Genomic DNA, 13279 nt, shown 5'->3' with positions numbered 1-13279 from the left:
GTCACATGGACGACGCACTGACCCTGACCCTGAACGGAGAACACCGGGCCTTCGAGACGCCGCTGACGGTCGCGGGCCTGCTTGCGCGCATCGGGCTCGACACGCGCAAGGTCGCGGTCGAGCGCAACGAGGAGATCGTGCCCCGGTCGGCCTATCCACAGACCTGGCTGGAGTCGGGCGATTCGTTGGAAATCGTGCATTTTATCGGTGGAGGCTGACATGGACGGCATCACTGGAACGGCTGCGCTCGTTGCGGGCGCCGAGGATGTCTGGACCGTCGCGGGGCGGAATTTCCGCTCGCGCCTGGTGGTCGGCACCGGCAAGTACAAGGACCTGGAGGAGACCGCGGCGGCGATCGAGGCGAGCGGGGCCGAGATGGTCACCGTGGCCGTGCGCCGGGTGAACCTGTCCGACCCCAACGCGCCGATGCTGCAGGATTACGTCGATCCCAAGAAATACACCTACCTGCCCAACACCGCCGGCTGCCACACCGCCAGGGATGCGGTCCGCACCCTGCGCCTGGCCCGCGAGGCCGGCGGCTGGAACCTGGTGAAGCTGGAGGTCCTGGGCCCGCCGCCGCATCTGTACCCGGACATGGCCGCGACCTTCGAGGCGGCGGAGGCGCTGCTCAAGGACGGGTTCGAGGTGATGGTCTATTGCTCCGACGATCCGGTGGCGGCGAAGCGGCTGGAGGACATGGGCTGCGTGGCCATCATGCCGCTGGGCGCGCCGATCGGCTCGGGCCTGGGCATCCAGAACCCGGCGATGATCTCCATGCTGATCGAGCAGACGAAAGTGCCGCTGCTGGTGGATGCCGGCGTGGGTACCGCGTCCGATGCCGCCATCGCCATGGAGCTGGGCTGCACGGCGGTGCTGCTCAATTCGGCCATCGCGCATGCCAAGGACCCGGTCCGGATGGCGCGGGCGATGAAGCTGGCGGTGGAGTCCGGGCGGCTGTGCCATCTCGCCGGCCGGATGCCGCGGCGCATGGGCGCCGACCCGTCGAGCCCGCTTACCGGACTGATCCGCTGACGCTCTCCCGCCGCTCGGCCTGCAGCTCCAGGGCGGAGTTCAGCTCCGCCCCGGCCAGCACGGCATAGGCCGACACCCAGAACCACAGCATCACGCCGGCCACGGCGCCCAGCGGGCCATAGGTGGCGTCAAAGCTGACGATATCCGCGGCGTAGATCGAAAACAGCGCCGAGGCGCCGAGCCAGAGCAGCGTGGCCAGCGCGGTGCCCGGCAGGATGCGGTACGTGCGCCCGGGCCGGCGGGATGGGCCGAACCGGTAGAGGGCGGCGAAGCTCGCGGAGACGAACAGCATCATCACGCCCAGCGGCGCCAGGCGCAGCAGCCAGCCGGCATGTGGCGGAAGGCCGACAAACGAGGCCACTGCCGGGAGCGCCACCAGCAGGGCCACCGCCAACACCGCCCCCAGGATCGCCGCCAGCGTCATCACCAGCCCGATGAACTGGAACAGCAGGATCCCGCGTCGCTCCGTCTCCTCATAGGCAAGGTTGAGGGCCGCGATCACCGACTTGGTGCCGGTGGAAGCGCTCCAGAGCGCCACTCCGGCGCCGATCGCCAGGCTGAGGCCCAGCGAGCGGCCCGGCTGCGACACCAAGGCATGCAATCCCCGTGCGATCAGCTGATACGCCTCGGGCGGCAGCAGGGGCCGCAGCAGCTCCAGCTGGGGCTCGACCGTCTGTGGGTTGAACATCAGCCCGTACAGCGACACGAGCATGCTGATGGCCGGAAACAGCGCCAGCGTCGCGTAGAAGGCGCAGCCGGCCGCGGCGAGGCTGGTGCGATGGCTCTGCAGGCGGTCGAGCGTGGGGTACAGCGTCCGCCACCAGCCGGCGATGCGCGGGCGCAGCTTGCGCCATGCGTTCAGCGATCCGCCCATCCGTCCCTCCGTCGCCCGGCAGGAAGCGGGCGAATCCCGCGTGGATTGCCAATGGGTTGGCACATCGTAACGCGACACTGGAACATGTGTTGCCCGTTGCCCGAAAAATCTTCTTGCGCCGGGGGGGTGGGGGTCCTATGTGGGCCCCCCACGCAGCAACGCACGTGCCTCTGGCCCCCAACGGTCGTCCCGACCGGGTTACGCAACGACGTCAAGCGTTCTGGCAATCGTCTGGTCGCTGGTTCGTTCGACCGTTTCGCAATCTGCACCCGTCGCCTTCACAGGCGGGCGCATCATCCAGGGAGGCCACGCGCGATGACTCCGAAGGTCGCACGTTACCTTGCTGAGCAGCAGCCGGCCACGCCGTGCCTGGTGCTCGACATCGATCGCGTGGAAAGCAATTTCCGCGCGTTGCGCGCGGCCCTTCCGCTGGCCAGCATCTATTATGCCGTGAAGGCCAATCCGGCCCGGCCGGTCCTGGAGCGCCTGGTGCGCCTGGGCAGCAGCTTCGACGCCGCCGGCATCGAAGAGGTGGAGGCGTGCCTGGAGGCCGGCGCCACCCCCGCCTGCGTCAGCTACGGCAACACCATCAAGAAGGCCTCGGCCATCCGGCGCGCGCATGCCGCCGGGGTGACCATGTTCGCCTTCGATTCGGCCGAGGAACTGGAGAAGCTTGCGCGCCATGCGCCGGGCAGCCGCGTCTATTGCCGCATCCTGGTCGAGAACGCGGGTGCCGACTGGCCGCTGTCGCGCAAGTTCGGCACCGACGTCGAGACCGCGCGCGAGCTGATGCTGCGCGCCGGCGAGATGGGGCTGGACCCGTACGGGCTGTCGTTTCATGTCGGCAGCCAGCAGACCAGCACCGCGGCCTACGAGGCGGCGATCGGCAAGGTCGCCATGCTGTTCACCGACCTGCGCGATGCCGGCGTGAACCTGCGCATGATCAACCTGGGCGGCGGCTTCCCGACCCGCTACCGCGACGAGGTGCCGGGGATCGACCGCTTCGCCACCGCGATCATGCAGGCCATGACCGGGCATTTCGGCAACGCGCTGCCGGAGATCGTGATCGAGCCCGGCCGCTTCGTGGTCGGCGACGCCGGCGTGGTGAGCGCCGAGGTGGTGCTGGTCTGCCGCCGGGTGAAGGACGACCCGATCCGCTGGGTCTATCTCGACATCGGCCGCTTCGGCGGGCTGGCGGAGACCGAAGGCGAGGCGATCAAGTACCGCATTACCACGCCGCATGACGGCGGCGAAACCGGCCCGGTGGCGATCGCGGGGCCGACCTGCGACGGCGCCGACATCATGTACGAGCGCAGCAACTACCGGCTGCCGATGGCCCTGGCCTCGGGCGACCGCGTGGAGCTGCTGTCCACCGGCGCCTACGTGACCACCTATGCCAGCCAGCGCTTCAACGGCTTCGCGCCGCTGGCCGAGCATTACATCTGACATTGGCGCCAGGGGGGCAGAGCCCCCCTGGTCCGCGCCGCCAACGACGCTATGGTTCCGCGGACAACCGAGCGGGGGAAACCGAGCCATGGCAACCATCCAGATCGCCGCGCCCGACGGCGCCGGCAGCTTCGACGCCTATCTCGTGGAGCCGAAGAACAAGCCGGCCGGCGCGGTGGTGCTGATCCAGGAGATCTTCGGCGTCAACCAGTCCATGCGCGAAACCGCCGCCCAGGTTGCCGATCTCGGCTTCCTCGTGGTGGTGCCGGACCTGTTCTGGCGCATCGAGCGCAACGTGGACCTGACCGACAAGACGCCGGAGGAGTGGCAGAAGGCGTTCGCGCTGATGCAGGCGTTCGATGCCGCCAAGGGCATCGGCGACCTGAAGGCGACGCTGGCCGCCGCGCGCAAGCTGCCGGGCTGCAACGGCCGCGCCGGCACCATGGGCTACTGCCTGGGCGGGCGGCTCGCGTTCATGATGGCCGAGCAATCCGACGCTGACGTCAACATCTCCTATTACGGCGTCGGGCTGGACGGGCTGATCGGCGACATCGGCAAGGTGACGAAGCCGCTGCTGGTCCATATCGCCGGGAAGGACGAGTATTTTCCGCCGGAAGGCCAGGCGAAGGTGATCGAGGCGGCAAAGGGCAACAAGACCGTCGCCACCCATGTCTACCCGAACGCCAACCATGCCTTCGCCCGCGTGGGCGGCGTGCACTGGGACGGGCGGTCCGCCTGGATCGCCAATGGCCGCAGCGCCGAGGCCCTGGTCGCGGCCCTCGGCTGACACGCTGGAGTTTCCGATGAATCCGCTCGAACTGGATGCGCTCGCCGCCCTCGTCCCGGATGGGGCGCTGATGGCGCTGCCGCCCGACAACTCCCTCTCGCCGGCGGCCTTCGCCCGCGCGCTGGTGCGCCGCGGCGTGCGCGGGCTGCGCCTGCTGGGCGTGCCGGTGTCCGGCTACGCCACCGACCTGCTGATCGGCGCCGGCTGCGTGGCGTCGGTGCAGACCAGCGCGGTGACGCTCGGCGAGGCCGGCATGGCGCCGCGCTTCTCCGCGGCGGTGGCGGCGGGCACGATCGAGGTGATCGACGCCACCTGCCCGGCGATCCACACCATGCTGCAGGCGGCGGAGAAGGGCGTGCCGTTCATGCCCCTGCGCGGCGTCATCGGCAGCGACGTCTTGGCGCACCGGCCGGACTGGAAGGTGATGGACAATCCTTTCGCCGAAACCGGCGACCCGATCCTGCTGCTGCCGGCGCTCGCGCCCGACATCGCCGCCTTCCACGCCGTCTGCGCCGATGCGCACGGCAACGTCTATGTCGGGCGCCGGCGCGAGCTGGCGACCATCGCCCATGCCTCCCGCCGGGTGCTGGTCACGGTGGAGCGGATGGTGGACGGCAACCTGCTGGAGGACGAACGCCTGGCGCCGGGCACCATCAACGGCATCTATGTCGAGGCCGTCGCCGTGGCCGAACGCGGCGCCTGGCCGATCGGCCTGCTGGACGAGTACCGCTTCGACGCCGCCCATATCGCCGAATACGCGCGCATGGCCCGCACCGAGGACGGGTTCCGGGCCTATCTGGCGCAATACGTGACCGCCCCGCGCGCGGACGCCGCGGCATGAGCGACGTGCATCCGCAGGAACGCCTCATCGGCGCCATCGCCCGCCTGATCCTGGACCCGGCGGCGCCGCCCGCCCGCCACATCGCCGTGGGTGCCGCGAGCCCGATCCCGGCGGCGGCGTGCTGGCTGGTGAAGAAGCTCGGCCATCCCGTGCGGCTGTCGCTGCTGCACCGCCCCACCGGCAACCCGTTCACCGAAGGCACGCGCGAGCTGTTCGACCTGGCCGGCCAGGGCCGCATCGACCTGTTCTTCCTGGGCGGCGGCCAGATCGACGGGCAGGCCAACCTGAACCTGATCGGCACCGGCGACTGGCCTGGCCGGGCCGCGCGCTTCCCCGGCAGCTTCGGCTCGGCCTTCATGTATTTCATGACGCCGCGCACCATCCTGTTCCGCGAGGAGCACTCGCAGCGTGTGCTGGTGCCACGGGTGGACATCGTCTCCGCCCCCGGCGTCTCGCCCCCCGGCGTGTTCCGCCGCGGCACCGCGCAGGCGCTGGTGACGGGGAAATGCGTGTTCGCCTTCGACGCCGCATCCGCGCGCTTCTCGCTGGCGTCCATCCACCCCGGCGAGACCGCCGAAACCGTCCGCGACGCCACCGGCTTCGCCTATGACGGCGCCTCCGCCCCGGTCACGGCGGACCCGAGTGCGGCCGAGCTTGCCCTGCTGCGCGGTCCGGTGTGTGACGAGATGCTGGAAACCTATCCTGAATTCTGCCGCCGCGTCTGGAACCGGACCGGCCTTGCTGGGAGAGCCGCCTGATGGACGCACCGCTGAAGCCCGAGACCCGGGGCAAGGGGCTCGCCGCCTCGCCGGGCGCACTGGCCGGGATGAAGGTGATCGACCTCACCCGCGTGCTCGGCGGCCCCTATTGCACCATGATCCTGTCCGACCACGGGGCGGACGTGATCAAGATCGAGCCGCCCCAGGGCGACGAGGTGCGCGACTGGGGCCCGCCCTTCCTGGGCGACGACGCCAGCTATTTCATCGGCGTGAACCGCAACAAGCGCTCCATCGCGCTCGACCTCGGCAAGCCGGAGGGCCGGGCGGTGCTGCTGCGCCTGCTGGAGGGCGCGGACGTCCTGATCGAGAACTTCAAGCCGGGTGCCATGGAGAAATGGGGGCTCGGCTACGAGCAGGACCTGGCGCCGCGCTTCCCCGGGCTGATCCATTGCCGCGTGTCCGGCTTCGGCGGGCACGGTCCGCTCGGCGGCCTGCCCGGCTACGACGCGATCCTGCAGGCCATGACCGGGCTGATGAGCATCAACGGCGACCCGAGCACGGGCCCGATGCGCATGGGCACGCCGGTCGTCGATCTCGCCACCGGCCTGTATGCCGCGGTCGGCATCCTGATGGCGGTGCAGGAGCGCCACCGCTCCGGCCGTGGCCAGTACGTGGACATGACCTTGCACGATTGCGGCATGGCGCTGCTGCATCCGCAGGCCGCCAACTACTTTCTGAACAACAAGCGGCCGATGCCCATGGGCAACCCGCATCCGAACATCGCGCCGTACGAGAAATACAAGACGAAGACCTGCGAGATCTTCATCGCCTCCGGCAATGACGGCCAGTTCCGCAAGCTGTGCGAGGCGGTGGGTCGGCCGGAGCTCAGCAGCGATCCGCGGTTCCTCACCAACGGCGACCGCCTGGTCAACCGCGCGGCGCTGACCGAGCAGCTCGAAGCCGCCTTCGCTGACCAGGATGGCCATGCGCTGACCCGCCGCCTGCTGCAAACCGGCCTGCCCGCCGGCCCGGTGCTGTTCGTGGACGAGGCGATGGCGGCGGAGCACACGGCGGCGCGGGAGATGGTGACGGAGCTCGACGACTATCGTGGCCTGGGCACGCCCATCAAGCTGTCCCGCACCCCCGGCGGGACCCGCCGCAAGCCGCCGGCGTTCAGCGAGCACGCCGACGCCGTGCTGGCCCAGCACGGCTACAGCGACGCCGAGATCGCCGCGCTGAAACAGGGCGGCGTGCTGCATACGGCACGTAAGCGGTAGGCGGGGGGTGCAAGCGCAGCCGGTTCCCGCCAGATCAAGGCGCCGCCAAAACATCTTCCTCGGTAGGCGGGGGGACCAAGCGCAGCCGGTTCCCGCCGTCAAGGCCATCCTGTTCGACACCTTCGGCACCGTCGTCGATTGGCGCGGCAGCCTGATCGGCGACCTGACCGCCTGGGGCCGTTCGCGCGGGCTGACCGCCGACTGGGCCGGGCTCGTCGATGCCTGGCGGGGGGCCTATGCGCCGTCGATGGACCGCGTGCGCAGCGGGGAGCTGCCCTGGACGATCCTCGATGACCTGCACCGCGCCACGTTGAACAAGCTGGTGCTACGGTTCGGCATCGCCGGCCTGTCCGAAGCCGATCTCGACCACATCAACCGTGGCTGGCACCGCTTGCGGCCCTGGCCGGATTCGGTGCCCGGCCTGCAGCGCCTCAGGACCCGTTACGTCATCGGCCCGCTGTCGAACGGCAATGTCGCGCTGCTCGTGAACATGGCCAAGGCGGCGGGGCTGCCCTGGGACATGGTGTGCTCGACCGAGCTGTTCGGCCACTACAAGCCCGACCCGGAAGCCTATCTGGGGGCCTGCCGCCTGCTGGGCCTGCCGCCGGCGGAGGTGATGATGGCCGCCGCGCACAACAACGACCTGAAGGCCGCCCGGGCCTGCGGGCTGCAGACCTGCTTCTTCCCCCGGCCCACCGAATACGGCCCGCTGCAAAGCCGCGACTTCGCCGCCGACAGCGACTGGGACGTCGTCGCCGCCGATATCGGTGACCTCGCGGGCCGGATGGGGACCTGACGGCCCTTACGCCACCTGCAGCAGCCGATGATGCTTGCGGCCGGCGGAGACCTTGATGCCCGCGCGCAGCTCGGCTTCGCCGACCATGTGGCCTTCGTCCTGCACCGCCGCGTCGTTCAGGCGCGCGCCGCCGCCGCGGATCAGGCGGCGGGCCTCGGCGTTGCTGGCGGCGAGCCCGGCCAGCGTGAACAGGCGGAAGGCCGCGATGCCGCCGTCGGCGAGTTCGCTTGCCGGCACGGTCACGCGGGGCAGGGTGTCGGCGGCCTCGCCGGCCTCGAAGGTGCGGCGCGCGGCTTCGGCCGCTTGTTCGGCGGCGGCCCGGCCATGGGCGAGGGCGGTCGCCTCGGTGGCCAGGATCTTCTTGGCCTCGTTGATCTCGGCCCCGCCCAGGCGTTCCAGCCGGGCGATCTCGTCCAGCGCCAGGTCGGTGAACAGGCGCAGGAACCGGCCGACATCTGCGTCCTCGGTGTTGCGCCAGAACTGCCAGTAGTCGAACACCGGCATCCGGTCGGCGGTCAGCCACACCGCGCCCTGGGCGGTCTTGCCCATCTTGGCGCCGGACGCGGTGGTGATCAGCGGGGTGGTCAGGCCGAACACGGTCTTGCCCTCGGTCCGGCGCACCAGGTCCACGCCGGAGACGATGTTGCCCCACTGGTCCCGCCCGCCCATCTGCAGCATCACGCCGTGGCGCCGCCACAGCTCGCGGAAGTCGTAGCTCTGCAGGATCATGTAGTTGAATTCGAGGAAGGTCAGCGGCTGCTCACGGTCCAGCCGCAGCTTCACGGAATCGAAGCCGAGCATCCGGTTGATGGTGAAATGGACGCCGACATCGCGCAGCAGCGGGATGTAGCCCAGGCGATCCAGCCAATCCGCGTTGTTGGGCATGATCGCGTCGGTGGGCCCGTCGCCGAAGGTCAGGAACGGGTCGAAGCAGCGGCGGATGCCGGCCATGTTGGCGGCGATCTGCGCGTCGGTCAGCAACTGGCGGGATTCGTCCTTGCCGGACGGGTCGCCGATGCGCGTGGTGCCGCCGCCCATCAGCACCACCGGCCGGTGGCCGTGGCGCTGCATCAGGCGCAGCAGCATGATCTGCACCAGGCTGCCGACATGCAGGCTGTCCGCGGTGCAGTCGAAGCCGATATACCCCGACACGACCGCCTCCCGCAGGGCCGCGTCGAGGCCCTCGGCGTCGGTGCACTGGAAGAGGAAGCCGCGTTCGGTGGCTTCGCGCAGGAATTCGTTGCTGGACATCGGCCTTGGTCCCGGTGGTCGGAGGCGTGGGGCTAGCACAGGGAGGGGCCGCATGAAAATGCTGCGTGCGATCGGGCTGATGAGCGGCACGTCACTGGACGGCGTCGATGCGGCCTGGCTGGAGACGGACGGCGAGCGGATCGGCGGCTTCGGGCCTGCCTTGACGCTGCCTTATGATGCCATCCTGCGGGCCGATCTGCGCCGGCTGCTCGACCTCGCGCCCACGCTCGACCCCGCCGATCCGTTCCTCGCCGACGTCATCGCGCGGCTGACGCAGCGCCATGTGGAGGCGGTGCGGGCGATCGGCCGGCCCGCCGACATCATCGGCTTCCACGGCCAGACCATCCTGCACCAGCCGCAGCAGCGCCGGACCTGGCAGATCGGCGATGCCGCGATGCTGGCGCGGGAGACGGCGACGCCGGTCGCCCATGATTTCCGCTCGGCCGACGTGGCCGCGGGCGGCGAGGGCGCGCCGCTGGTGCCCGTCTATCATGCCGCCCTGGCGCAGGACCTGGAGCGGCCACTCGCGGTGCTGAACATCGGCGGCGTCGCCAATGTCACCTGGGTCGGCGCCCATGGCGGATTGCTGGCGTTCGATACCGGCCCCGGCAACGGCCCGCTGGACGACTGGGCGGCGCGCCACACCAACCAGGGCGTGGACCAGGACGGCGCCCTGTCCGCCGAAGGGCAGGTGGATGCGGCGGTGCTGGCGCGGCTGCTGGCGCATCCGTATTTCGCCCGGCCGGCGCCGAAATCACTGGACCGGCTGGATTTCGGCCGGGCGCTGGCGGCCAGCGGGGTGGACGGCCTCTCGCCCGCCGACGGTGCCGCGACACTGGTTGCCTTCACCGCCCAGGCGGCGGCGAGCGCGCTGCTGCCGGGGCCGGTGCGGCGCTGGCTCGTCACCGGCGGCGGGCGGCACAATCCCACGATCATGGCAGCCCTGCACAAGCGGCTGCATGTGCCGGTGGAGCCGGTCGAGGCGGTCGGCTGGGACGGCGACGCGCTGGAGGCGCAGTGCTTCGGCTTCCTGGCCGTGCGGGTGCGAGCGGGGCTGCCGCTCAGCTATCCCGGCACCACCGGGGCCCCCCGCGCCCTGCCGGGCGGAGTGATCGTCGCACCCTGACCGACGGCCAGAATGACAGAAGCCCCGGAACCGACGGTTCCAGGGCCTCGCTGTCGGTCGCCGATCCGCCGGCGCGTCAGTCGGCGGCGAGCGCCATCGTCCTGCGCGCCATCGTCTTCTTCACATAATCCTCGACCGCGTCGGAGACATGGTCGGCGTGGCTGGCGAAGACGTGGTCGGCGCCGGCGAAGATGCGGTAGTCGACCTGCACGCCCTTCTGGGTGTTCAGCTTGTCCACCAGCTTGCGCACCGCCGGCTCGGGCACCAGCTCGTCGGAATCGCCGTGCAGCATCAGCCCGCCGCAGGGGCAGGGCGCCAGGAAGCCGAAATCGTAGTGGTTCGCGGGCGGCGCCACGCTCACCCAGCCGGAGATCTCCGGGCGGCGCATCAGCAGCTGCATGCCGATGAACGCGCCGAACGAGTAGCCGGAAATCCACAGGCCGCCGGAATTCGGGTTCACCGCCTGCATCCAGTCCAGTGCCGCCGCGGCATCGCCGATCTCGCCGATGCCGCCGTCATAGCGACCCTGGCTGCGCCCGACCCCGCGGAAGTTGAACCGCATCACGGAGAAGCCCAGCCGCTGGAAGGACTGATACATCGTGTAGGAAATGCGGTTGTTCATCGTCCCGCCATGGAGCGGGTGCGGATGCAGGATCAGTGCGAGCGGCGCGCCGGTCTCCTTCGAATGATGGTAGCGACCTTCCAACCGGCCATCAGGGCCGGCGAACATGACCTCAGGCATGATGATTCGAAATCCGTTTCCTGTTCGCTCCGGGCCGAATATGGCCGGGCTGAAGACCCATGCACGGCGGCTGGCGCCTGCTGTCCGCAGACTCCCGGGCAACATACGTGGTCAAGACCACCCTGATGACCTCCGGACCATCTGCCGATCAGCACGAGATAGGGTGCCACTCCCTTGCAAACCATCCCCGGCACTGATTCTTCTTCCACCAGATAGGGAATGCCTAGGCTGCGCGCGGCGCCGGGTGATACCGATGCCGCGGGGATACCCCCCGTTCCGACCAGAACCGTCTGTGCGTACCGTTCCAACTGACGACGTGCGACCCCATATCGCCCTTGAATTGCTTCGGGCGGGGTCGCCACATCCGAAGCCGCCGGAATATATGTCGGCGGCCCGATCTTTCATAACGGAAATGTCGCATGGCGTTCATGTTTTTGCGGGAGACGATCCGGGCGTACCGCGAAAAGGATCCGGCCGCGCGCTCCGATCTCGAGGTGCTGCTGTGCTACCCCGGCCTGCACGCCCTGATCTGGCATCGGCTGGCCCACGCCATGTGGCGGTGGCGCCTGTACCTGTGCGCGCGATTGTTCTCCCATTTCGGCCGCTTCCTGACCGGGATCGAGATCCACCCGGCCGCGCGCATCGGCCGGCGCGTGATCATCGACCACGGCATGGGCGTGGTGATCGGGGAGACGGCCGAGATCGGCGATGACGTCTACCTGTACCACCAGGTGACGCTGGGCGGCACGTCGCTGGCCCGCGGCAAGCGACACCCGACCATCGGCAACAACGTCATCATCGGTGCCGGCGCGAAGATCCTGGGCGCCATCACGGTCGGCGACAACGCCCGGATCGGGTCGAATGCGGTCGTGCTTGCGGCGGTGCCGGCCGGCACCACTGTCGTGGGGATTCCGGCCCGGCCGGTCGAGCGCCGGCCCGGGCGCGACCGCCCTTCTTTCGATGCGTATGGCACGCCGGCCGAAGGCGTGCTGGATCCGCTGCTGCGGGACATCGACGGGATGCGTGCCGAACTTGCCGCGTTCGAGGCACGGGTGGCCCGCATGGTCCAATCCCGGGCAGCGGACATGGATCAACAGGCGGAGGGTTAGGGGATGCATCTGTCCACGCGGGGCCGCTATGCGGTGATGGCCATGGTCGAGCTTGCCTGCCGCGACGCGGCGCACCCGGTGACTCTTGCGGACATCGCCGGACGGCAGCAGCTCAGCCTGTGCTACCTCGAACAGCTCTTCGGCGGGCTGCGCCGGGCCGGGCTTGTCACCTCCGCGCGCGGTCCCGGCGGCGGCTACCGGCTGGCCCGCCCGGCGGACATCATGACCATCGCCGATATCGTCGAGGCGGTGGACGAGCCGATGCGGGCGACCCGCTGCACCGAGGGCGAGATCGGCTGCCTGCGCGACTCGCAGGGCGAGCGTATGGTCTGCGCCACCCACGACCTGTGGAGCGAACTGGGGCGGCAGATCCACCTGTTCCTGGCCTCGATCAGCGTTGCGGACGTCGTCGAGGGGCGGGTCGTGGGCCGCGCCCTGACCCGGACCGGCACTGAGCCGGCCCGCCTGCCGGAGCCGACGACATGACGTATCTGGACGCAAACGCCACCGAGCCCGTGCGCCCCGAGGCGCGTGCCGCGGTGCTGGCGGCGCTCGACCTCACCGGCAACCCGTCATCCGTCCACGCCGCCGGCCGCGCCGCCCGCCGGGTGCTGGAGGATGCGCGCGAGACCATCGCCGGGCGCTTCGGCGGCCGGCCGGCCGATCTCGTCTTCACCTCCGGCGGCACCGAGGCGGACGCGCTGGCGATCCATGCCTTGGGGCAGGGCCGCCGCCTGATCGTGGGCGCGACCGAGCACGACGCGGTGCGCGCCGCTGCCCCCGGTGCGGCCATCCTGCCGGTGGACCGCTCCGGCGTCGCCGACCTCGCCGCCCTGGAGGCGCTGCTGGCCGAGGGCCCGGCGCTGGTCAGCCTGATGCTGGCGAACAACGAAACCGGCACGCTCCAGCCCGTCGCCGAGGCCGCCGCGTTGTGCCGGGCCGCCGGCGCGCTGCTGCATGTCGACGCGGTCCAGGCCGCCGGGCGCGTCGGCGTCGATTTCGCCGGCCTCGGCGCCGCCAGCATGGCGCTGTCGTCGCACAAGCTTGGCGGCCCCGCCGGGGCCGGGGCGCTGCTGCTGTCCCCTGAGGCTTCGGCCCGGCTCCGCCCGCTGATCGTCGGGGGCGGCCAGGAGCGGGGACGCCGCGGCGGCACGCCGCCGCTGCCGGCCATCGCGGGTTTCGCCGCAGCGGCGCTGGCCGCTTCCCCCGGCGACGCGCTGGCCGCCTTGCGCGACGCGATCATGCAGGCCGCCATCGCCGGCGGCGCCGTGCCGATCGC

15 protein-coding genes are annotated in these 13279 nt (G+C 70.4%); 12 read left to right on the top strand and 3 right to left on the bottom strand.

Annotation, left to right across the window (positions count from 1 at the left end; genetic code table 11):
• Positions 1–5: 5 nt before the first annotated feature.
• Positions 6–218, top strand: coding sequence for a sulfur carrier protein ThiS (gene thiS / locus OL599_RS18145; protein ID WP_264715282.1), 213 nt, complete (start codon positions 6–8; stop codon positions 216–218).
• Between the two features lies 1 nt (position 219).
• Positions 220–1032, top strand: a complete 813-nt coding sequence (locus OL599_RS18140; protein ID WP_264715281.1) for a thiazole synthase — start codon at positions 220–222, stop codon at positions 1030–1032.
• On the opposite strand, the gene OL599_RS18135 is transcribed toward OL599_RS18140, so the two are convergent.
• A complete protein-coding gene (locus tag OL599_RS18135) occupies positions 1013–1906 on the bottom strand; it encodes a YihY/virulence factor BrkB family protein (RefSeq protein ID WP_264715280.1) in 894 nt (297 codons plus the stop codon). The two genes, OL599_RS18140 and OL599_RS18135, sit on opposite strands and share 20 nt — an antisense overlap.
• 315 nt (positions 1907–2221) lie before the next feature.
• On the opposite strand from OL599_RS18135, the gene OL599_RS18130 reads away from it, so the two are divergent.
• From OL599_RS18130 to OL599_RS18105, 6 genes are all read left to right on the top strand, one after another.
• Entirely contained in the window at positions 2222–3352 is a 1131-nt protein-coding gene (locus OL599_RS18130) for a type III PLP-dependent enzyme (RefSeq protein ID WP_264715279.1), read from the top strand.
• Between the two features lie 88 nt (positions 3353–3440).
• Positions 3441–4139, top strand: a complete 699-nt coding sequence (locus OL599_RS18125; RefSeq protein ID WP_264715278.1) for a dienelactone hydrolase family protein — start codon at positions 3441–3443, stop codon at positions 4137–4139.
• Positions 4140–4155: 16 nt separating this feature from the next.
• Complete coding sequence (locus OL599_RS18120; protein WP_264715277.1) at positions 4156–4980, top strand: CoA transferase; 825 nt, start codon at positions 4156–4158, stop codon at positions 4978–4980.
• Positions 4977–5738 carry a CoA-transferase gene (locus OL599_RS18115; RefSeq protein ID WP_264715276.1) on the top strand — a complete coding sequence of 254 codons (762 nt, stop codon included), beginning with the start codon at positions 4977–4979 and terminating at the stop codon, positions 5736–5738. Before OL599_RS18120 ends, OL599_RS18115 begins: the two co-directional genes overlap by 4 nt.
• The gene (locus OL599_RS18110; protein ID WP_264715275.1) at positions 5738–6976 is read left to right on the top strand and encodes a CaiB/BaiF CoA transferase family protein; all 1239 of its coding nucleotides are present in this window, start codon (positions 5738–5740) and stop codon (positions 6974–6976) included. The genes OL599_RS18115 and OL599_RS18110 overlap by 1 nt, the downstream gene beginning before the upstream one ends.
• Positions 6977–6983: 7 nt before the next feature.
• Positions 6984–7772, top strand: a complete 789-nt coding sequence (locus tag OL599_RS18105; protein ID WP_264715274.1) for a haloacid dehalogenase type II — start codon at positions 6984–6986, stop codon at positions 7770–7772.
• Between the two features lie 6 nt (positions 7773–7778).
• Here the strand turns inward: OL599_RS18105 and tyrS are convergent, their stop codons facing one another.
• On the bottom strand, positions 7779–9023 hold the full coding sequence (tyrS, locus tag OL599_RS18100; RefSeq protein ID WP_264715273.1) for a tyrosine--tRNA ligase: 1245 nt from the start codon (positions 9021–9023) through the stop codon (positions 7779–7781).
• Positions 9024–9084: 61 nt separating this feature from the next.
• On the opposite strand from tyrS, the gene OL599_RS18095 reads away from it, so the two are divergent.
• Positions 9085–10149: an anhydro-N-acetylmuramic acid kinase gene (locus OL599_RS18095; RefSeq protein ID WP_264715354.1), complete on the top strand. Its 1065-nt coding sequence runs from the start codon at positions 9085–9087 to the stop codon at positions 10147–10149.
• 76 nt (positions 10150–10225) lie between these two features.
• Here OL599_RS18095 and OL599_RS18090 read toward each other — a convergent pair whose 3' ends face one another.
• Positions 10226–10891 (bottom strand): alpha/beta hydrolase, encoded by a 666-nt coding sequence (locus tag OL599_RS18090; protein ID WP_264715272.1) that lies wholly within the window; start codon positions 10889–10891, stop codon positions 10226–10228.
• 419 nt (positions 10892–11310) lie between these two features.
• Between OL599_RS18090 and cysE the strand changes: the two genes are divergently transcribed.
• The 3 genes from cysE to OL599_RS18075 form a co-directional block, all read left to right on the top strand.
• The gene (gene cysE, locus OL599_RS18085; protein WP_264715271.1) at positions 11311–12000 is read left to right on the top strand and encodes a serine O-acetyltransferase; all 690 of its coding nucleotides are present in this window, start codon (positions 11311–11313) and stop codon (positions 11998–12000) included.
• A 3-nt stretch (positions 12001–12003) separates the two neighbouring features.
• The gene (locus OL599_RS18080) at positions 12004–12486 is read left to right on the top strand and encodes an Rrf2 family transcriptional regulator (protein WP_264715270.1); all 483 of its coding nucleotides are present in this window, start codon (positions 12004–12006) and stop codon (positions 12484–12486) included.
• Positions 12483–13279 (top strand): cysteine desulfurase family protein (locus OL599_RS18075; protein WP_264715269.1); only part of this gene is annotated, 797 nt, incomplete at its 3' end. The genes OL599_RS18080 and OL599_RS18075, both read left to right, overlap by 4 nt.

The sequence above is a fragment of the Limobrevibacterium gyesilva genome (genome assembly GCF_025989185.1).
GTDB lineage: Bacteria > Pseudomonadota > Alphaproteobacteria > Acetobacterales > Acetobacteraceae > Limobrevibacterium > Limobrevibacterium gyesilva.
Note: the sequence above shows the minus strand (reverse complement) of the source record. Positions and strands in the feature narration are given on the sequence as shown.

Excerpts from the sequence above, each read along its gene's own strand:
- thiS (WP_264715282.1), top strand. The coding sequence starts at position 6 with ATGGACGACGCACTGACCCTGACCCTGAACGGAGAACACCGGGCCTTC.
- OL599_RS18140 (WP_264715281.1), top strand. The coding sequence starts at position 220 with ATGGACGGCATCACTGGAACGGCTGCGCTCGTTGCGGGCGCCGAGGAT.
- OL599_RS18135 (WP_264715280.1), bottom strand. The coding sequence starts at position 1,906 with ATGGGCGGATCGCTGAACGCATGGCGCAAGCTGCGCCCGCGCATCGCC.
- OL599_RS18130 (WP_264715279.1), top strand. The coding sequence starts at position 2,222 with ATGACTCCGAAGGTCGCACGTTACCTTGCTGAGCAGCAGCCGGCCACG.
- OL599_RS18125 (WP_264715278.1), top strand. The coding sequence starts at position 3,441 with ATGGCAACCATCCAGATCGCCGCGCCCGACGGCGCCGGCAGCTTCGAC.
- OL599_RS18120 (WP_264715277.1), top strand. The coding sequence starts at position 4,156 with ATGAATCCGCTCGAACTGGATGCGCTCGCCGCCCTCGTCCCGGATGGG.
- OL599_RS18115 (WP_264715276.1), top strand. The coding sequence starts at position 4,977 with ATGAGCGACGTGCATCCGCAGGAACGCCTCATCGGCGCCATCGCCCGC.
- OL599_RS18110 (WP_264715275.1), top strand. The coding sequence starts at position 5,738 with ATGGACGCACCGCTGAAGCCCGAGACCCGGGGCAAGGGGCTCGCCGCC.
- tyrS (WP_264715273.1), bottom strand. The coding sequence starts at position 9,023 with ATGTCCAGCAACGAATTCCTGCGCGAAGCCACCGAACGCGGCTTCCTC.
- OL599_RS18090 (WP_264715272.1), bottom strand. The coding sequence starts at position 10,891 with ATGCCTGAGGTCATGTTCGCCGGCCCTGATGGCCGGTTGGAAGGTCGC.
- cysE (WP_264715271.1), top strand. The coding sequence starts at position 11,311 with ATGGCGTTCATGTTTTTGCGGGAGACGATCCGGGCGTACCGCGAAAAG.
- OL599_RS18080 (WP_264715270.1), top strand. The coding sequence starts at position 12,004 with ATGCATCTGTCCACGCGGGGCCGCTATGCGGTGATGGCCATGGTCGAG.